Genomic DNA, 21,614 nt, shown 5'->3' on the forward strand with positions numbered 1-21,614 from the left:
CTCTAATTTTTCAAAAGTAGTAAAGCACATGAATTCAGATTACAGTCAGATTATAGAAAACGCATACAAGTTTACAAAATCCCTTAAAAATCAAGGTAAATTAGCCACATACATACCCGAATTAGCAAACGTCGATCCCGATAAATTTGGAGTACATATGACGAAACTAGATGGAGATAATTTCGGAATTGGAGACCATTTAGAAAAATTTTCCATTCAAAGTATTGCTAAAGTATTGTCACTCTCGTTAGCCGTGAAATTTCTTGGGGAACGTATTTGGACACGTATTGATGTTGAGCCTTCGGGAACAAAATTCGATTCACTTCTTTTACTAGAAACGTATAAGGGAATTCCTCGTAATCCATTCGTGAATTCTGGTGCTATTGTTATTTGCGACATCTTAATCACACATTTAGAAAATGCACGTGAAGAGTTTTTAGAATTTGTTAGAGACCTCAGTGATATTCCAGATTTGAACTATTCCGATAAAATAGCTGATTCTGAAAAAGCAACTGGATTCCGAAATGTCGCTTTATGTAATTTTATAAAGTCTTTGGGTAATATTAAAAACGATCCTGCTGAAGTATTAGATTTTTATTTCGATATGTGTTCTTTAGAAATGAATTGCGAGCAATTATCCCGTACCTTTTCGTTTTTAGCCAATGGAGGCAAAAAATTGAGCGATGGCAAAAAGATTTTAACAAGCAGCCAAACCAAACGTATTAATGCTTTAATGCTTACGTGTGGCTTCTATGATGAGTCTGGTGAATTTGCATTTAAAGTTGGGTTACCAGGAAAAAGTGGTGTTGGCGGAGGTATTGTCGCCTTATATCCTAATAATTTTACGATTGCGGTTTGGAGTCCTAAGTTAAATCCCAATGGAAACTCATTTAAAGGTATGAAATTGCTAGAAACGGTGACGACTCATTCAGAAATGAGTATTTTTTAACCATTTTAATTACGATTTTAAAAACCATTTCTACTTTTGATTGGATTAATCCAAAAAAATTAACAATCGTTTAGTTTCCATATTAGTTTTAGGTAAAATACCTTATTTTGCATAGGCATTAGATGTTTTCATTCTATTGTGCTACTGAATTTATATATCAACCCATACTATGGCATTAAAAATTGTAATATCTCATAAGACGACGTATAAATATGATCGTAAAGTATCCTTGTCTCCGCATGTTTTTAGATTACGACCAGCTCCACACTCGAGAACTCCAATTGAATCCTATTCGATAAAAATTACTCCAGAAGATCAATTTTTTAATTGGCAACAAGATCCATTTGGTAATTATGTGGCGCGCTTGGTGTTTCCTGAGAAAACGGATGAGTTGTCTGTGGACGTTGAGATTATTGCAGATTTACAGACCATTAATCCTTTCGATTTTTTTATTGAGGAATATGCTGAAGAATTTCCATTTAAATATACCGAAACGGTAAAAAAAGAATTACAACCCTATTTAGAAATTACAGACGATGGTGAATTACTAAATGAATTTTTAGAAACCTTAGATTATACTCCAAGAAAAACGATCTATTTTCTTATTCATGTCAATCAAATGATTTATGAATATCTCAGTTATAATATCCGTATGGATCCTGGTGTTCAAACTTGTGAAGAAACTTTAGAAACTAAAAAAGGATCGTGTAGAGATTATGCGTGGTTATTTGTTCAAGCTTTACGTCATTTAGGTTTTGGAGCACGATTTGTTTCGGGTTATTTGGTGCAACTACGATCGGATGAAAAATCATTAGATGGCCCTTCTGGACCAGAAGAAGATTTTACCGATTTACATGCTTGGGCAGAAGTGTATTTGCCTGGAGCTGGTTGGATTGGTTTTGATGCCACCTCTGGCCTATTAGCTGGAGAAGGTCATATTCCTTTAGCCTGTACTCCATCGTTTGAAAGTGCGGCTCCGGTTTCGGGAATGACCGATAAATGTGAAACGGAGTTCTTCTTTGAAAATAAAGTCACACGAATTTTTGAGTCACCACGAGTCACAAAGCCCTACACCGAAGACCAATGGAAAGCCATTGATAAGCTCGGCCATAAAGTTGAAAAGCAATTACAAAAAAATGATGTGCGGTTAACCATGGGAGGCGAACCGACCTTTATTTCTATTGATGATTTAGAGTCTCCGGAATGGAATACAGATGCAGACGGACCTCATAAACGTCAACTCGCTAAAGAGTTATCCAAACGCTTACATAAAGAATTTGGTAAAGGTGGTGTGTTACATCATGCTCAAGGTAAATGGTATCCAGGCGAACCTTTACCGAGATGGCAAATAGAAATTTGTTGGAGGAAAGATAAACGACCTATTTGGTATAACAAGAGGTATCTCGGTACGTATGTTGACAATTATACCGTACCACCAAACACCGATAAATTATTTTTAGAAACGCTAACAACCTACTTAGGAGTTTCAACTCAACATATCATTCCAGGTTTTGAAGATGCCTTCTATTTTTTATGGGAACATGGGAATCTTCCCATAGATGTCGATCCAACTAAAGATAGAGATAACACCTTAGTCAAAAACAAATTAAAAGAGATCTTAGAAAATGGCACGTCCACTCCTGTGGGCTATTTATTACCCTTAAATAGTACCGATGGAAAATGGTTTACAAGCGAATGGGCATTTAGAAGACAGCATTTATTCTTAACTCCTGGAAATTCTCCAATGGGTTTACGATTGCCTTTAAATTCGTTATTAGAAAATCCGGAAAATGAAGTGTTTCCGGCTTATGAACCGGATTTATTCTCTAAAAAGAAACGTTTACCAAGTTTTAGAGATCATGTAAAAAAGCGCCATAAAGCCTTTTTAGAACATGGATTGGATAGTAATCAGCCTAATTATTTTGTAAGAACTGCGATATGTTCGGAAGTAAGAGATGGAAAATTATATTTATTCTTACCACCTTTAGATTCGGCAGAAAGCTTTTTAGACCTTATTGCTGCGATTGAATTTACAGCGAAAGCATTAAAAGTACCTGTCATTATGGAAGGCTATGATCCTCCTAAAGACAACCGACTAGAATCGTTAAAAATTACGCCAGATCCTGGTGTTATTGAAGTTAACGTGCATCCTGTGACGAATTGGACAGATTTAGTCAATAATACACTCACCTTTTACGAGCAAGCCAAATTATCGCGATTAGGAACCGAAAAGTTTATGTTAGATGGTAAACATACAGGTACTGGTGGTGGCAACCATGTGACGTTGGGTGGTACAAGTCCTGATGATAGTCCGTTATTACGAAAGCCTAGTTTACTAAGAAGTCTATTAACGTTTTGGCAGCATCATCCTGGTTTAAGCTATTTATTTTCGGGGTCTTTTGTGGGACCTACAAGTCAGGCTCCACGAATAGATGAAGCACGACAAGATAATTTATACGAATTAGAAATAGCCTTTAGTCAAATTCCTAAAGGTGGTGAAGTTCCATTTTGGTTAACCGATCGTTTATTTAGACACTTACTCACCGATTTAACAGGAAATACGCACCGCGCAGAGTTCTGTATCGATAAACTATACTCTCCAGATTCGTCAACCGGACGACTCGGGATTTTAGAATTGCGTGGTTTTGATATGCCACCACATCCTAAAATGAGTTTGGTACAAATGTTACTGGTAAGAACTTTAGTCTCTTGGTTCTGGAAAAAACCTTACGAACACAATTTAGTGCGTTGGGGAACGGAGTTACACGATAAGTTCTTAATTGAACATTATGTTAGAGAAGATATTAAGGATATTGTAGCCCAATTAAACAGAGCTGGATATAAATTTGAGGAAGATTGGTTTAATCCGTTTTTCGAATTTAGATTTCCGCTGCATGGCATGGTTGAAATTAATAACATCCATTTAGAATTGCGTGCAGGCATTGAACCATGGAATGTCCTAGGTGAGGAAATGACTGGTGGTGGAACTGCCAGATACGTGGATTCATCTTTAGAACGCTTACAAGTAAAAGTTTCTAATTTTATAGATGAACGCTTTGTACTAACCTGTAATGGGGTCAAAGTGCAACTGAAAAGTACTGGTGTCAAAGGAGAGTATGTAGCAGGTGTACGTTATAAAGCTTGGAATCCCTATTCTGCATTGCATCCAACAATTCCTGCCGATACTCCGTTAGTGTTTGATATTGTAGATACATGGAACAAGCGCTCCATTGGTGGTTGCACTTATTTTGTAGCGCATCCTGGTGGACGCTCTTATGATGTGCATCCGGTGAATAGCTTTGAAGCAGAATCACGACGGATTAACCGTTTTTGGGAATTTGGACACACGCAAGGTGAAATTAGTCCATTTGAAAACATGACTTTTGATACCGAACCAACCTTTAGAAATGTTGAGGAAAAAAGTAGCTCAAAACGTTTTTCTTATAAGGAATTACCAGTTAATTTTGAATTTCCTTATACATTAGATTTACGAAAGAAATAAAAGCGTTCTTAATTATATATGAAGACCCTAACAAAGACTTTATTTGAAAATTATTTTTCAGCGTCATCTGGCTACGATGAGTTACTCACGTCTAAAATGGGTATCAAAGAAAATTGGAAAGTATTGTCTCAGAATTTATTAAAAATTGGTTCTGAAAATTTAGCTCTAAAACAGACTGAGATTAACTGGTTGCTAGCCGAAAACGGTGTTACCTATAACGTTTATAATGACCCTAAAGGTTTAAATAGACCTTGGGATTTAAATGTTGTACCCTATATTATTCATCAAAAAGAATGGAAAGGTGTTGAAAAAGGTATTCAACAGCGTGCCGAACTTTTAAATCTTATATTAAAAGATTTATATGGTAAAAGAGACTTGCTGAAAAATGGCATTATTCCACCAGAATTAATTTATGCACACAGTGGCTTTTTACGTGCTTGTGATCAGATTCAATATAAAAAATCCAAACAACTATCAGTATATGCTGCAGATTTAGCCAGAGGTCCTGATGGGCGTTTGTGGGTGGTGAATGATAGAACGCAAGCACCTTCGGGAATGGGGTATGCTTTAGAAAATCGATTTTCTACAAGTAAAATAATTCCAGAATTATATACCGATATCAACGTTACACAACCTTCAAATTTCTTCAATGACTTTAACCAGTTGTTGCTCAATTCGGCTTCTAACAATACAGAAAGCCCAATGATTGTTGTTCTCACACCAGGTCCTCATAACGAAACCTATTTTGAACATTCATATTTGTCTTCATTCTTAGGGTATCCGCTCGTTAAAGGCAATGATTTAGTGGTAAGACATGGTAAAGTTTGGTTAAAATCGTTAAATGGCTTAAAGCAAATTGATGTGATTTTAAGACGCATTGATGATACCTTTATGGATCCTTTAGAATTACGAGAAGATTCGTATTTAGGAGTTGCAGGCTTATTGGAGGCCGTTCGGTTGCAAAATGTAACCATTATTAACCCTATAGGAAGTGGTGTTTTAGAAAATCCTGCATTAGTGCCCTTTATGGAAAATATTTGCAAGTATTTCTTAGATGAAGAATTAATTCTACCCCAAATAGCATCGTGGTGGTGTGGTCAGGAAAAAGAACGAAAACATGTATTAGCAGATTTACCATCTTTTGTTTTAAAAAGAATCGATAGGTCTAATAGAGAACGTATATATTTCTGTGAATTTTTAGATAAGAAAGCACTTGAAAATCTAAAGAAAGAGATTTTAGACTATCCGTATAAATTTGTAGCTCAAGAAAAAATATCATTTTCTACGGCACCTAACTTTGTGAGCACGCATTTGGAGCCACGTAAAATATTGTGTAGAACCTTTGCAATTGCTAAGGAAGATAGTTATAGTGTTATGCCAGGCGGTTTGGTGAGAGTCGCTCCAGAGCGTGAAGAATTATTTGTATCAAATCAACGTGGTGGTACGAGTAAAGATTTTTGGATAGTAAATGATGTACCGCAAGCCAACCTTCAAAATTATTCTTGGAATAAAACGAGTTCTAGTCCAGCAACAGGTTTAAACGATGTGCCAAGCAATACTGCTGAGAATTTATTCTGGTCTGGAAGATATATTGGCAGAGCTTTAGTCACGGCAAGATATTTAAGAATGGTATTGAGTCAAATGACACATGCACAATATACCGATCGAAAACCGGAGTCCGAAAGTTTAAAAATACTATTTCAATCCATTACAAAAATCACGTCGACCTTTCCTGGTTTTATGTCTGAAAATGATGAGGTGTTGAATAATCCACTTTTAGAAATTAAAGACATTATACTCGATGACACTAAAATAGGTAGTTTTGCGCAATCCATGCAAAGTTTTAGTTCATCGTATTACGCCTTACGAAATTTATGGTCTAGAGATATGTGGAGGGTATTTGATGGCATACAAAAGCATATCAAAAACTTAAAAAAAGAAGAGAGTTACAGTGTTTATAAACTTACTAATTTCTTTGATAAGATCATAACGCGACTCATTGCTTTTATGACACTTACAGAAGAAAGTATATTAGTTAGGCAAGGGCTTCTGCTCTATTTTATTGGTTTACAGCTTGAAATTGGAGCAATGAATATTGAAAAATTTAGAGCCTTACTCATTGTAAATTATGACGAAGAGTTAGAATATGAGATTTTGGAATCGTTATTAAATAGTCATGAAAGTTTAAACATTTATAGATACAGTTATAACTCGTATTTAAGTTTAGAGAACGTCTTGAATTTAATTATTTTAGATAAGGAATATTCAAGATCTTTAACCTATCAAATGCATCGTTTAAAAAAGGATATAGATAAGTTACCTAAAATCAATACGACTAATGAACTCACCGTTTGTCAGAATAATATAAATATGGTTATTTCTAAAATGGAAAGTTTAAATGTAAAAGAGATGCTGGTTGTGGATCCAGAATCGAATATGCGTAAAAATTTAGATAATTCATTATCAGAATTAAGTGATTTATTGCATACCACTTCACTGTCTATATCAAACACGTATTTTAACCATTCGCAGCCACAGAAACAGTTGGTGAACAGAAACATTACGACATAATATGATTTTTGATCTTTGGCATAAAACAAAATATAGTTACGAACATGGTGCTTCGTTTTGTCATAATATTACGACTATTAAACCTAAAAGTTTTGCCGGTCAGACACTTCTAGATTATCATTTAGAAATCACTCCTACTCCAACAGATATTTCAGAACGCTTAGATTTCTTTGGAAATTCTGTGACGCGATTCTCAATACAACAGCACCATAAAGAACTTGTTGTAATAGCTCGAAGCATAGTAGAGAGAAATTATGAGGAGCAATTTGATGAGGTTCAATTTTTGAAAGCTAAGAAAGTGACTGTTGCAGAAACTAAAGCACACTTAAAACAAATCGATTCAGAAATCATTGATGTGAGGCAATTTGTAATGCCGTCCCCTTTAATTACTAATGGTAACGAAAATATTGCTGCCTATGCATCGTTATCTTTTAAACCAGAACGTTCATTTTATGAAGCTACTTATGAATTGATGCAACGTATTTATACAGATTTTGACTTCGTGCCAGGGTTTACCAACATTGCGACTCCATTAAAAGAAGTAATGGCAGCTAAAAAAGGGGTTTGTCAAGATTTTGCACAAATCGCTATTGCTTGTGTGCGTTCTATGGGTTTACCTGCTAAATATGTGAGTGGTTATATAGAAACCGTTCCTCCAGAAGGTAAAGAAAAATTAATAGGAACTGATGCGTCTCACGCTTGGTTTTCGGTGTATATTCCAACATATGGCTGGGTCGATTTTGACCCGACAAATAATCAAATCCCAAAAAACCAACACATCGTTGTGGCGCACGGTAGAGATTATTATGATGTCCCTCCTCTAAAAGGGGTGATTTATAGTATGGGGAAAAACACTATGGAAGTATCTGTAGATTTAAGACCTGCCACGTCGTATCTCAATCAAATGCATAGCCAATCCCAACAATAATTTAATTTGAAGTTTACTTGCGCTTATATAATAGCAACTGATGAATAAACTTTAATTTCTCAATAATAGGCGGAGAAATCACAAACGGATAGACATCAGGAATTCCCATCGCTCTGTTGATACTATTTACAGCTAAAGATAAAGGCACGCACTTATGTAAAATAGCATCAAAATTTTTCTTGGTGTAAGGGTCAAAAGAAACTTTAGTTTTTAAGGCTCTAGTTTTAAATTTCGGATTCACATTTACACGAAAGAAATAAGCCGTTTCCACCATTTCCATAATATGTAAGTAATGTGCCCATGTTTCTGCCCAATCTTCCCATGGATGCGAAGTCGCATATTCACTAATATATGAATCTTGCCAATCTTTAGGTGCGCCTGTTTTATAGTAGGTTTGAAGTGCTTCAGAATAATCCGTTTCTTCATTACCAAAAATAGCTCTGAAGTCTTTGAGAACCTTAGGGTGATGGCGCACTAAACGTTCCCAGTAATAATGCCCTACTTCATGTCTTAAATGCCCCACTAAAGTTCGGTATGGTTCAACCATGTCTTTACGGGCTTGTTCTCTTAAAACTGAATTACCTTCTCTAATTAAAATAGTCACCACACCATTGGCGTGACCTGTCATTAGGCTTGGGTTGTCTTTTTTGGATACAAAATCAAAACATAAACCATCCTCATCCTGTAATTTACTTCGTAATGGTAATCCTATTTTTTGAAGTTGATATACTAGACGGTGTTTAGCAATTTCAAGATGTTGCCAATTTTCAAAATTATCTGAAGCTGTATTTGACAGATTCGGGATTGTTCTATTGAGTTGGCAGGCGCTACAATAATCTTCAGGATCATGTTTTTCTAACACCCAATTGCAAACATTATATTCTTTATTCTTACAATATTTGTATTCCGTATGTTCTCTATCAGAAATAAGCGCAGCGATATCAGGAGCGAACGTTAACATTTTATGATCTGTCGCTCTATATCCTGTTAAATGCCCACAGGTATCACAGCTGTTGTTTTCAAAAAACACAGACGCATTGCAATGACCACATTGAAATATTTTCATCTTATGTTAACGTCTAAACGCTAATTTTTAGGTTAAAATTAATCCGCAAAATTAATAAATACCCAAGATTAAATTCTAGCTTTTTATAGATATTTTATGAACTAGTTTTTAGTCATTTATACTTCATAAACGGTTATAAAGTTATGCTCCGTTTATGGTATTTAACTCTGCGATTGTGTTTGAATATAAGGTTCTATTGAAAAAAATGAATTGTAAATAGCCGACGACACATCATTTAGTTTGCCTTGAAGATCATCTAAATATTCATGCATACCTTCTGCAATAATATCATTAATATCGGCATATTCTAACTGCGATTTTAAAACTCCTAATTTCTTCTGAGCTAAATTACTAAAACCAACAGAACTACCCGATAAGGTAATTAAACACCGTTCGGCACTTAATAAACAAGCCAGAATGGATCTAGGGAATTCAGTATCTAAAATCAAGAATTCTGCAATACCCGAAGATGTTAATTTGCCATATTTTTTTCGATACATATCAAAGGCACTGACGGATTTTAATAAGGCTGCCCATTGAATTAAATCTAAAGAAGACCCTACCAATTTCGGGGATTTTAGCAGTAAATGATATTTTGCATCTAAAACACGAGACGTTTTATCGGCACGTTCAATAATCTGTCCTAATTTTGCAAAATGCCAGCCTTCATTACGAGATATAGTGGCATAATACATGCCATATACGAGCTGACAACCATTTTTTATGTCAGTAAAAAAGCGTCTTAACTCCTTATTGGTTTGATTTTTTTTTGCAGCTGTATTCTTCACTAAATAATATAGTGCATTGATTTGCTCCCAAACTTCTTTTGTAATTTCAGCGCGTACAGCGCGCGCATTTTCTCGAGAGTTTAAAATACAATTGAAAATCGAATTCGGATTTTCTTTATCGAATGTTAAGAAATAAATTACCTTACTTTTTTCAACCTTAGGATATAAGGATTCATAAAGTTCCCAATCTCCCGTGATCAACACAAGAGGTTGCCACTGCTCTACCTCATTAGGAGGTAACTCTAACGATAAATTATAATTTACATCCATAAAACGTGCGTAATTCTCAGCACGTTCAAGATATCTGTTCATCCAATATATGGTATTTGCGACTCTGCCTAACATAGTGTAATTTTTAACTGTTTAAAACCCAAGTATCTTTACTGCCTCCTCCTTGTGATGAATTCACCACAATAGAACCTTTTTCTAATGCAACACGTGTTAAGGCTCCTGGAATAATTTTTATATCATCTCCATATAAGGCATATGGTCTTAAATCAACATGCCGACCTTCTATAGTATTATCTGCTATGGTAGGAACTCTAGATAAATTAATCATTGGTTGTGCAATGTAATTTCTTGGTTTCGCTTTAATTTTTGCTATAAATTCTTGCTGTTCTTTTTTGGTCGATTTTGGGCCAATGAGCATGCCATAGCCACCAGAAGCATCCGTTTGTTTCACGACCAAATTATGAATATTTTCAATCACATATTTGCAATCATCTGCTTCATCACAGATGTAGGTTTTTACATTTGGTAAAATCATGTCTTCACCTAAATAGTATTTAATGATTCGTGGAATGTATGCGTAAACGGCTTTATCGTCCACGACTCCTGTGCCTGGTGCATTCACTAAAACAACATTGCCTTTGAGGTAGGCTCTAAACAGTCCGGGAGTTCCTAATAAGGATTTCTTATTAAACACTTCAGGATCTATAAAATCATCATCCACACGACGATAAATGACATCTACACGTTGCAAACCATTGGTGGTAATCATATATACCATATCATTTTTTACCACTAAATCACGACCTTCAACTAATTCAGCTCCCATCTGCTGTGCTAAATACGAATGCTCAAAGTATGCCGAATTATAAATTCCTGGCGTCATTACTACAACGGTAGGTTTATCTATATCTACTAGAGATTCTAAAGTATCTCTTAATGTATGTGTGTAATTATAAACCGGTTTTACATCGAGTTGTTCAAATAACTCAGGAAAGGTACGTTTTAAGATTTCTCTATTTTCTAACATATAGGAAACGCCCGATGGACATCTTAAATTATCTTCGAGGACATAATATTGACCATCACCTCCTTTTATTAAATCAGAACCTGTAATATGACACCATATATCTTTTGGTGGTTTAAAGCCTTCTAATTCCTTTAAATAAGACGCGCTAGAAAAAATCATTTCTTTCGGTATAATTTTATCCTTTATCACCTTTTGGTCATTGTAAATGTCTTGAATAAATAAGTTTAGGGCTTTTATGCGTTGTTGTAAGCCTTTTTCGAGTTCTGTCCATTCATTACTACTAATGATTCTGGGTATAATATCTAAATGAAGAATCCGCTCTATACCTTGGTTGTCACTGTAGACATTAAAGGTCATACCCAAGGACAGCTGCGCGCGGTCTGTGGCATGTTGCAGTGTGTTTAACTTCTTCTGACTAAAATTTTGCAGACGCTCTGCAAATAATTTATAATTAGGTCTTATAACATTGTTTTCATCAAACATTTCGTCATAAAACCCTTTGGTGTCGTAAGCGGAGAAATCTAGTTTTGGCATAAGCGTAAAAGATGTGTCATACATTTTTAAAATCTCCGATAAGTAACAATTTTAGTTATTAACTAAACTTAACTTAAAGACGATTTGAGTTAATAAAAAAATCGATAATGTCTTAGTAGTCATTGTATCCAAACAAAGTACAAAAAAGAATGTGCATAAACTAATTATAATATTAGGTTTACGATTCTAATAATTTATAGGAAAAATATTGTTAAATTAAAAAAAATAAGATACTCAAATTTGCCAAATCTTAAATTATCACTACGCTACTTAAAAGACGATTTATATCGTAGACCTACTACAAGATGATTTTAATAATACGTTTTAAGCATCTATTTCTAATGTGTCATCATGATAGGCGATCGTTTAAAAACTATGACGTAAGGTGAGCTCATTTAAAATTATAATTAAAAAAAAGCCTTATGAAAACATAAGGCTTTTAGTTGCTATTAATCAAATATAAGATAAACTCATTACTTAGGGATTAATGAATCTATCTATGTCTTCCTGTGCTATTTTGGGGTTCGCACCTTCTCTACTAGCTACGATAGCACCTACCGCACAAGCATAATCTATGGCTTCTTGCGGATTGTTTTTATTTAATAATTTAGTGATCAATGTAGCTAGAAATGAATCTCCAGCTCCTACCGTGTCTACCACTTTTATTGTATAGCCGTCGTTATAATAAAAGGTATTGTTAACATACAAAATAGCACCCTTACCTCCTTTAGTCACACATATAGATGATGTATCTGTCCGTTTTGCGATGAACTTTATAGTCGCTTCTAGTGAGTCTGAATTAAAATTTAATTCCTTACAAATTTCAAAAATTTCATCATCATTAAATTTTATAAAATTGGCTTCGCTCATTAAATAGTTCAAGACTTCTTGTGTATAAAATGGTGCTCTTAAATTGACATCGAATATTTTATAGTTTGCTAAGGTCAATAGCTTGTATAATGTGTTTTTTGAAGTAGAACTTCTTGCTACTAAACTCCCATAAATGAAACCATCTGAAAGTTCTGTTGCTTTTTTAGCCTCATCTGTTAGTTCAATATTGTCCCAAGCTCTAGGTTGTTTAATTTCATAAGTTGCAGAGCCTGAGTCGTCCAAAGTTACTTCTACTTCACCTGTTTTAAGCGTAGTATCCATTTGAAGGTTTTCAATATCAATACCTTCTTTAACTGCATGAAGAACTATCTTTTCACCATAAGCATCTCTCCCTATTCTAGTAATAATAGACACATTATTTCCAAGAGATTTTAAACGTAATGCCACATTGAATGGTGCACCACCTATTTTCTTGTGATTAGGAAAAACATCCCACAACACCTCGCCAAAACAAACTATATTTTTCATTTTATTTCAATTTAATAACAGGTAAAACCACCATCAACCAAAACTACAGCACCAGTCATTAAACTAGAAGCTGGACTTGCTAAAAACAGAGATGCACTAGCTACTTCTTCAGGTAACCCCATTCTTCCCATTGGTGTACCATCCATCCATTGGCCAAACATTTCTGTATCTTCTTTTATATACTGTATCATTGGTGTTTCAATATATGTTGGTGCCAAAGCATTAACACGAACTCCTTTTTTAGCCCATTCTGCAGCTAACGATTTTGTTAAATGATGCACAGCAGCCTTAGAGGCATTGTAATAACTTTGAAATTGTGGTTTATTCACTATAAAACCAGACATAGAACCAATATTCACAATATTACCCTCACCACGTTCTATCATGTATTTTGCAAACGATTTGTTAAAAGCAAAAAGCCCATTAACATTAACATCCATAACATTTTTAAATAACTCTTCACTAACATCTTCAGCAGCAGTTCCCGAGCGATCAATACCTGCAGAACAGACTAAAATATCTATGTGTGTTTTTTCGTTTAACGCTTTTGCCACAGCATCTACACGATCAAAATCAGTGACATTCACTTCTACAAAATGTGCTTCGTATCCTTTGTCTTTTAATTTAACAACCGCTTCTTCTCCTACTTTTACATTATAATCTAATATATAAATAGCAGCTCCAGCCTCTGCTAAGGCTTCTGCGCAAGCGTACCCAATAGATTGTCCTCCACCAGTTATAGCTGCATTTTTTCCTTCTAAGTTATATTTTTCTAAATACATGTTTTTAACTTTTAAATTTGACGTTATTCGCCTAAACCGTAGGCTTTCATTTTACCTTTAATAAACGTAATTCCTTCTCTAACCAGCGTATCTCCATCTGGAGCTAATTGTCTCCAAACCCAAGTGTTCATGTTATCTGTAGCATCTACAAAACTTTCTAAAGCGGCATAACCTTTATAGTTTATTTCACTTAAGCCTTTAAAAACACCATCCCAATCTACAGTTCCTGTACCAGGAATTCCTCTATCATTTTCACAAAGGTGGAAGTGTATTAAATCGTCTCCTGCGTTTACAGTAGCCGTGTAAAAATCTTTCTCTTCAATATTCATGTGATAGGTATCTAGATGTACTTTGATGTTATCTAAACCTATCATTTCTTTCAATTTAAGGGCTTGTGCCCCTGTGTTAATTAAATAGGTTTCATATCTATTTACAGGCTCAATACCTACATTAATATTAAGTGTAGCAGCATATTCGCCAACTTCTCTTAATGCTTCTGCACTGTAATTCCAATCTTTTTCTGTTGGTCTGTGCGGTAAGCTTTTTACATGTTTAGAATAGATAACACCAGAGAAATTGGTAGCTCCAATATCGCTAGTTGCTTTTACACAAGCTTTCAAATAATCGACACCTTTGCGTCTAATTTCTGGATCATCACTAGTGATGTCTGTGTCGTTTAATAAAACAGTTGATGTACAAGCTTCAATACCAACTTCTTGAAGTCTTTTTGAAACAGCTTCGGTATCAAAAGACTCTAAAGCCATTAATGGTAATTCTATAAAATCTAAACCCAAATTTTTAACTCTATCAATTAGATCTAGTGTGTCGTTGCTCCATTCTGAGCACCAAGCGTATGCGTGAATTCCTAGTTTCATATTATTTAAATAAATTATTTATTGTGATTAAATTTGTTTCTATGGTCTTATTTGTAATGTCTTCATATGCATTTACAAATGCCTTCGAAAACACTGTGTTTTGTTTTAGTAAACCGAATACCGACTCTATTTTTAAAAAGGCAGTTGGATTCTGTTTAGCTTCTATAGCTTTTTTATATAACTCATGTTTTAGTGCATCTTTTATATTTAAAGCGTCTCCATTTTCATTAGTACCCAAACTATAAATTGCCCAAGCTGCTGTTACAAATGCAGCCAATTGAATAGAACCCTTATCTTCTAATTGCGATTGAATGGTGGGTAAAATAAAAATGGGATATTTCGCAGACGTTTCAGAACAAATGCGGTCGATTTGATCCTTGATATTTACATTTCCAAAACGCTCTAATAACGATTGTTTGTAAGCCTCTAAGTCAATGCCTTTGAGGTTACCTAAAGTAGGTGTTACTTCAACATCCATATAATTTTTTAGAAATGTCTTAAGTTCATGGTCATTCACCGCTTCATCAATGGTATTGTATCCCATTAATGCTCCTAAAATTCCTAATACCGAATGGCCAGCATTTAATAAACTTAGTTTCATTTTTTCATAAGGCACAACGTTTTCTACAAACTGTGCTCCTACGTTTTCCCAAGCAGGTCTACCTGCAACAAAATTATTTTCAATAACCCATTGTTTAAAAGGCTCACAAACTACTGGCCAGGCATCATCAATACCAGACGTTTCTTTGAGATGCGTAATATCTTCTGGCGCAGTAACCGGTGTAATTCTGTCTACCATGGCATTTGGAAAAGAAACGTTTTCAATAATCCAATCTGTTAAACCAGGCTCTGCTTTAGAGACATAACTTAATAACATGTTTTGTGTCATGTGACCATTACCTTGAATGTTGTCGCAAGACTGAATAGTGAGGCCTTTTAATCCGCGTTCTTTTCGCAGTTGTAAAGCTTGTGTTAGGTAGCCAAAAACAGTTTTTGGGGCATTAGGATTTTCTAAATCGTGAATAATTAACGGATTTGTAAAATCAAAGTTTTTGGTCGCTTCGTTATAATTATAACCACCTTCTGTAATGGTTAAGGTGATAATTTTAACGTCTGGACTCGCCATTTTTTCAATGACTTTAGTTGGGTTTTCTGGGGCAAAAAGGTATTCTGTTATCGCACCAATTACGCGTTTGGTATGTGTGCCATCTAATTCTTTAACAATTAAAGTATATAAGCCATCTTGCTCTTTTAGTGTATTGTAAATTTTAGTATCAAAATCTAATAAAGCTACACCACAGATACCCCAATCTTTTATGGATTCATCTTGTAATAATTGATCGGTATAAAACGCTTCGTGCGCTCTATGAAATCCGCCAATACCAATATGTACAATACCTGTTTTAAGCGTTTTTCTATTGTATTTTGGTACAGCAATTCTTTCTGAAATAGTAGAAAGATTTTCGTTATTTAATTTTAAGTTTTCCATTACAGAATATGTTTTTATTTACTTTCGAATCGTTGTAGTAATACTGCAAAAATGATGATAGCACCTTTTACCACTTGTTGTGGATAAGAAGGAACATTTAATAAGTTTAATATGTTTCCTATTAAGCCTAAAATAAGCACTCCCATTAAAGTATTTATAGCGGTTCCCTTACCTCCGTTTAAACTGGCACCACCTATAACTACTGCAGCAATAGCGTCTAGTTCCCATGCCATGCCCATATTTGGAGAACCTAAATTGGTTCTAGATGCTACAATTATAGCGGCAGTTGCGGCTAAAGCTCCAGAAATGGCATAGACTAAAAATTTGTACTTATTGACCTTAATTCCCGATAAACGAGATGCTTCTTCATTACTCCCGATAGCGATAATTAATCGACCAAAAACATTGTAACGCAGCATAACCATAGTACAGATGACGATGATAAAAAACACGATAGCAATGTTTGGAATACCTAAAGTTGAATTGTTTGCAAAGTCGGACATAAATTGACCTCCAACCGTTGTAAACGTTACTGGTGACCCTTTTGAATAAATAAAACTCATACCTCTCGCTATAGTCATTAAAGCTAGTGTCGCCACAAAAGGTGCCATTTTTTGATAGGCAACGAGATAACCTGATATACTTCCTAATCCAAAACCAATAACTATGGTCATTAAAATAGCCAATGGTAAAGCAAAAATATTGACCAGAATAGCAAAAGTAACGGCTAATAATGCCACCATAGACCCAACAGATAAGTCAATACCACCAGTAAGAATAACAATCAACATTCCGATACTAATAATACCAATACCAGAGACTTGTTTTAATAAGTTAGAGAGGTTTACAGAAGTGAAAAACACATCGGAAATGAGTGCAGAGAAAATCACTAATAATATAAAGATGAATATAGTATTATACTTTACTAAGAACTTAAGAATCCCAGCAGGACTGCTAAGTTGTTGTTTTAATGTTAAAGTCATAATGTGAATATTTAGTTAGTTTAGTTATATTGTTTTAAAGGTTCTCCAATGGAATACCTTAATATGTTTTCTTCTGAAAATTGATCTTTTGTCAATTCGCCATAAAACGTGCCTTCATGCATAACGAGAATGCGATCTGAAATGCCCATAATTTCTGGCATATCTGATGAAATCACCACAACACCAACGCCTTTCTTAGCGACTTCATTAATTAAATTATAGATTTCAATTTTAGCTCCTACATCGACTCCTCGTGTGGGTTCATCAATAAAAATCACTTTACTATCAATACTTAACCACTTGGCTAATGCTACTTTCTGTTGATTTCCACCGCTTAGATTTTTGACATTGACTTCAGAGTTTGGTGTTTTAATATTTAGTTTTTCAATTAAACCCAAGACTTTTTTATACTCGTTGTCTACGTTTATAAAACCGAGTTTACTTGAAATAGACTTAAAACTCGTTACACTGATATTTCGTCGAATGGATAATGGTAGAAACACACCTTCTTCCTTTCTATCTTCGGAAACAAATCCAATTTGATACCCAGCAGCATCGACTGGAGAATTGGTTTTAATCTCTTTTCCTTCCAAAATTAAAGTGCCAGATTTCTTTTTGTCAGCACCAAAAATAAGTTTTGCTGTTTCTGTTCGTCCACTGCCTCCTAGTCCTGCAATGCCAAGAACTTCGCCTGGTTTAACTTCAAAAGAAACATCGTGAACCATCGTATTCTTTGCCGTTAAATTTTTCACCTGAAAAATGGGAACCGTTCCGATTTTAATATCACGTACAGGATATAAATCTTTTAATTCGCGACCAATCATTAAATGAATCACTCCATCCTTATCCGTTTCAGAAATAGGCATACTTCCTGTGTCGACACCATCTCGAAGCACTGTGACAGTATCTGCTATTTTGAAAATTTCATCTAAGTGATGCGATATATAAATTATAGATACTCCTTGATCTCTTAATTTGAAAAGTATTTGAAACAGTTTTTTAACATCGTTCGGATCAAAAACCGTGGTCGGTTCATCTAAAACTAAAATTTTAGTATCTTCTGAAATAGCCTTTGCTATTTCTACCACTTGTTTTTGAACAATACTTAGATCTTTTACTTTAGCTGCCGCATCAATTTTAAAACCTAAAGAATCGAGTAATTCTTGTGCATCATGAATTAACCCTTTCCAGTTCATCCACGATTTGCTTGCTCCTAATTTGTGTAAATAAATGTTTTCGGCAACCGATAAATCATTCACTAAAGACAATTCTTGATACACCACATTAATACCTAAAACCTGACCTTCATGTGTGTTTTTTGGTGCAATTTCTTCACCGTTTAAAATCACTTTGCCGGCATCCTTTTGATGCACACCACTCAGTATTTTAATTAAAGTAGATTTTCCGGCTCCATTTTCACCCAATAAAGCATGAATCTCACCAGGCTTCACTTTTAAGTTCACATTCTTTAGTACAGATACAACACCAAAACTTTTTGATATGCCTGTCATTTCTAAACGATAATCATTTGCTGAGTTTTTCATGGCAATGAGCTATTAAAATATGGCGTTAGGATTGTAATACTGAGCTGCATTTTCTTTGGTGATCAATAAGGGGGCGGTGTATGACTTCTTATCAAAATCATCTCTTCCATTCATGTGTTCCACAGCAAATTTCACAGCATTTTTTCCGATTTGCACAGGACTATTCATAGCTGTACAGCCATAAAAATCGGTTTCCATGATGTATTTAATGGCTTCTTTTTGCCCATCCGCTCCAGCGACGATTAAAATATCATCGGTTTTGTCAGCTTGCTTAATGGCTTTGATGGCGCCTAATACACAGACATCAGATTCTGTAATGACCACATTCACATCTGGATGCGCTACTAAAATATCTTCCATGGCTTTTAAACCACCAGCGTAAGACCATTCTGTATAAGCTTGGGTTTTTACATTTAAATTAATTTTTCCGAGCGTCCGTAATTGCTCTTCCGTAATACCTTGTAGTAAACCTTGCTTACGGGTAAGTCCTACCGGATTCCCAGCATTACCGCTCAGTAAAGCAATATTCATAGGTTGGTTTCCAAACTTTTTCGCTAACCACTCCCCTGCCAATTCGCCATTTGCCAAATTGTTAGATTGAATGGTGGTAACAAATTCTGCTTCAGGACTAATAGAACTATCAATAATAAAAACAGGTATACCAGCAGCTTTAGCCATTTTAGTAACACCAACTAAAGCATCTGGATCTTTAGGGTTTAATAATAATGCATCCACTCCTTTAGTAATTAGATCTTCTACAGCGGCAATCTGCTTATTGATATCATCTTGACCATCTGCAGATAAAAACTGCATACCATTTTTCTCAGTAGTAGATTTTATACTTTGCCACAACGCTTGATAATACGGAGCATTTAAAGAGGGTGAACAATAGCCTATTTTTTTACCGGTAAGATCTATCTCACTTGGTATAATGTCACCAATAGTTTCTGAAGACTCTGAAGTCGATGCTGCATCTCCAAGTTGTTCTGCACAACTATTTAATGTAAAAACCATTAAAAGCAGTACGAATGGAAAGCACCATGTTTTAAGATTGAATTTCGAAGATTTTGATGTCATAATTTTAATATTTAGAATGCTATTAAAGTTAAGGGTATTTAATTAAAACAAGGTGACGTCTAATTGTATCACTGTTTTTTCTTGTTCTGGGTTCCACATTAGTGTGACATCAACCGGGATGGTGTGTTGTAATACGTCAAACTGTTTGTTATAAGTGGCGCCGACATTGATAATATTTCCTGCTCCTTCAGTGTAAAAGGTTTTGTCTGTAATAAACGACCAAGCTCCGCCAGCAAATAAGGATAGACTAGAATCTGTATTTTGCCAGATCTTACTATTCACTTCAAAATAATGGGTCCAAGAATTTTCTAAGTCACCATTCTCTTGTAGCTCATAATCTCCTGAACCTCCACCTAGAATTGTTGCAAAATATAATAGTGTGTTTGGTGTAACGTTATACCCAAAGTTAAGATCTACAAAGTTGTAGCCTTGGGTTTTATCATAGCTCCAATATTCTAATTTATCTCCACGTTCTTCTACTCCGGTGTAATTATTATGTGTGACCGCTTCAATAAAAAATCTATCAGAAAAACGATATTTTGTGTAGATGGATACTTCTTTATAATAAGCGCTTTCATTTTCACCGGTCACAATATGATCAACATCTACTGTAGAAAAACTTGCTCCGCCCCAAAAACCAAATGTGAATTTTTTATTCCTTGTGTTGTATTCAATACTCGATGCAATTACAGCACCTGGATGCACTACAAAACCATGCCATGTGTGCATATTTTTTAAGTGTGCACTAATACTCACTGGTGAATACTCCTCTTTTTGGTTGTCTTCTATAACCTCAGTTTGAGCAAATGTAACGTTGCATGCAAATAACATTACAATGGTTATTGCTGTAACGACGACACTAAATCGTTTTCGTTCTTCTAAGTAAAAATTTGAAATTGATAATCTTGTTGCTAGTGCTTCCATTTTAAAAGAGGTGTTAATCAACGCTAAATTTTATAAACGTCATTTTTACGTTTATTTTTCAAATGTATTATAAAAATTTCTATAAATCCTAATTTTTACGCAAATTTATATGTTAAATTATCAATAATATGCTCTATATTGATAAATTTACTGTTGTTGTTTCAATAAAAAGTAGTAATATTGCTAATGTACTTTTGACGCTTAATAAGGTATTTGAGTATGAATTTATTTAAAAAGGAATCTATGAAACTTGAAAAAATATTGAACATATCTGTGGATTGTGTCGTATTTGGATACGATATCAATTCTAAATCATTAAACGTTTTATTGATTAAACGATATTTAGAATCTAAAGGAGATGTTTTAGTGGATGATTATGTGTTAACAGGATATCACGTGTATACACATGAGACCTTAGATGATACAGCGACTAGGGTTTTAAAAGAATTAACTGGCTTAACCAACCAATATAAAAAGCAATTTAAGGCCTTTGGAAATCCAGATCGTTTAACAAGCGAAAAGGATTTGCTTTGGATTGAAAACGAAGAATTTCATAGCAGAACCATTACAGTGGCATATTATTTTTTGTTGAATACCGAAGACGTTTCCTTAGAAGACAATAAGAATAATGCAAAATGGTTTCCATTGAAGGATTTACCAGACATAGGCTTTGATCATAAAAAAATTATCAAAGAGGCGCATGAAGATTTAAAAATAAAATGCCTTGCAGAACCTATTATATTTGAATTACTTCCAGATAAATTCACTATCAATGATGTGCAAGACTTGTATGAATCTATCCTAGGAATAGAAATTGATAACCGCAACTTCAGGCGTAAGCTTATTAATAAAAAGTACATTATTCCATTAAACGAGAAACAAGTTGGGGTCTCTAAAAAACCATCACAACTTTATATGTTTAGCAAGGATATATATGAGAAAATGTTTGAAAAAAATTATTTAATTAATATTTAAACATTCACTG

16 protein-coding genes are annotated in these 21,614 nt (G+C 34.6%); 5 read left to right on the forward strand and 11 right to left on the reverse strand.

Annotation, left to right across the window (positions count from 1 at the left end; translation table 11 throughout):
* Window positions 1-28 precede the first annotated feature (28 nt).
* From KO515_RS13830 to KO515_RS13845, 4 genes are all read left to right on the forward strand, one after another.
* Window positions 29-949, forward strand: coding sequence for a glutaminase (locus tag KO515_RS13830; RefSeq protein WP_215936931.1), 921 nt, complete (start codon window positions 29-31; stop codon window positions 947-949).
* 169 nt (window positions 950-1,118) lie between these two features.
* On the forward strand, window positions 1,119-4,451 hold the full coding sequence (locus tag KO515_RS13835; RefSeq protein WP_215936932.1) for a DUF2126 domain-containing protein: 3,333 nt from the start codon (window positions 1,119-1,121) through the stop codon (window positions 4,449-4,451).
* A gap of 18 nt (window positions 4,452-4,469) precedes the next feature.
* Window positions 4,470-7,022, forward strand: coding sequence for a circularly permuted type 2 ATP-grasp protein (locus KO515_RS13840; protein WP_215936933.1), 2,553 nt, complete (start codon window positions 4,470-4,472; stop codon window positions 7,020-7,022).
* Window position 7,023: 1 nt separating this feature from the next.
* Window positions 7,024-7,950, forward strand: coding sequence for a transglutaminase family protein (locus KO515_RS13845; RefSeq protein ID WP_215936934.1), 927 nt, complete (start codon window positions 7,024-7,026; stop codon window positions 7,948-7,950).
* Between the two features lie 13 nt (window positions 7,951-7,963).
* Here KO515_RS13845 and KO515_RS13850 read toward each other — a convergent pair whose 3' ends face one another.
* The 11 genes from KO515_RS13850 to KO515_RS13900 form a co-directional block, all read right to left on the reverse strand.
* Window positions 7,964-9,016: a zinc-binding metallopeptidase family protein gene (locus KO515_RS13850; protein ID WP_215936935.1), complete on the reverse strand. Its 1,053-nt coding sequence runs from the start codon at window positions 9,014-9,016 to the stop codon at window positions 7,964-7,966.
* Window positions 9,017-9,177: 161 nt separating this feature from the next.
* Complete coding sequence (locus KO515_RS13855) at window positions 9,178-10,149, reverse strand: alpha-E domain-containing protein (protein ID WP_215936936.1); 972 nt, start codon at window positions 10,147-10,149, stop codon at window positions 9,178-9,180.
* A 10-nt stretch (window positions 10,150-10,159) separates the two neighbouring features.
* Window positions 10,160-11,620: a circularly permuted type 2 ATP-grasp protein gene (locus KO515_RS13860; RefSeq protein WP_252723876.1), complete on the reverse strand. Its 1,461-nt coding sequence runs from the start codon at window positions 11,618-11,620 to the stop codon at window positions 10,160-10,162.
* A 453-nt stretch (window positions 11,621-12,073) separates the two neighbouring features.
* Complete coding sequence (locus tag KO515_RS13865; RefSeq protein ID WP_215936937.1) at window positions 12,074-12,955, reverse strand: carbohydrate kinase family protein; 882 nt, start codon at window positions 12,953-12,955, stop codon at window positions 12,074-12,076.
* Between the two features lie 11 nt (window positions 12,956-12,966).
* Window positions 12,967-13,737 (reverse strand): SDR family NAD(P)-dependent oxidoreductase, encoded by a 771-nt coding sequence (locus tag KO515_RS13870; protein WP_215936938.1) that lies wholly within the window; start codon window positions 13,735-13,737, stop codon window positions 12,967-12,969.
* Between the two features lie 23 nt (window positions 13,738-13,760).
* Window positions 13,761-14,612 carry a sugar phosphate isomerase/epimerase family protein gene (locus KO515_RS13875; RefSeq protein ID WP_215936939.1) on the reverse strand — a complete coding sequence of 284 codons (852 nt, stop codon included), beginning with the start codon at window positions 14,610-14,612 and terminating at the stop codon, window positions 13,761-13,763.
* A gap of 1 nt (window position 14,613) precedes the next feature.
* The gene (locus tag KO515_RS13880) at window positions 14,614-16,101 is read right to left on the reverse strand and encodes a mannitol dehydrogenase family protein (RefSeq protein WP_215936940.1); all 1,488 of its coding nucleotides are present in this window, start codon (window positions 16,099-16,101) and stop codon (window positions 14,614-14,616) included.
* A 14-nt stretch (window positions 16,102-16,115) separates the two neighbouring features.
* Entirely contained in the window at window positions 16,116-17,084 is a 969-nt protein-coding gene (locus tag KO515_RS13885) for an ABC transporter permease (RefSeq protein WP_215936941.1), read from the reverse strand.
* Between the two features lie 20 nt (window positions 17,085-17,104).
* Window positions 17,105-18,628 carry a sugar ABC transporter ATP-binding protein gene (locus tag KO515_RS13890; RefSeq protein ID WP_215936942.1) on the reverse strand — a complete coding sequence of 508 codons (1,524 nt, stop codon included), beginning with the start codon at window positions 18,626-18,628 and terminating at the stop codon, window positions 17,105-17,107.
* Window positions 18,629-18,640: 12 nt separating this feature from the next.
* On the reverse strand, window positions 18,641-19,705 hold the full coding sequence (locus KO515_RS13895) for a substrate-binding domain-containing protein (protein ID WP_215936943.1): 1,065 nt from the start codon (window positions 19,703-19,705) through the stop codon (window positions 18,641-18,643).
* A gap of 42 nt (window positions 19,706-19,747) precedes the next feature.
* A complete protein-coding gene (locus tag KO515_RS13900) occupies window positions 19,748-20,629 on the reverse strand; it encodes a hypothetical protein (protein ID WP_252723877.1) in 882 nt (293 codons plus the stop codon).
* A gap of 243 nt (window positions 20,630-20,872) precedes the next feature.
* On the opposite strand from KO515_RS13900, the gene KO515_RS13905 reads away from it, so the two are divergent.
* Window positions 20,873-21,604 (forward strand): NUDIX hydrolase, encoded by a 732-nt coding sequence (locus KO515_RS13905; protein WP_215936944.1) that lies wholly within the window; start codon window positions 20,873-20,875, stop codon window positions 21,602-21,604.
* The last annotated feature ends 10 nt before the right edge of the window (window positions 21,605-21,614 follow it).

This window comes from Winogradskyella psychrotolerans, from assembly GCF_018860545.1.
Taxonomy (GTDB): Bacteria; Bacteroidota; Bacteroidia; order Flavobacteriales; family Flavobacteriaceae; genus Winogradskyella; species Winogradskyella psychrotolerans_A.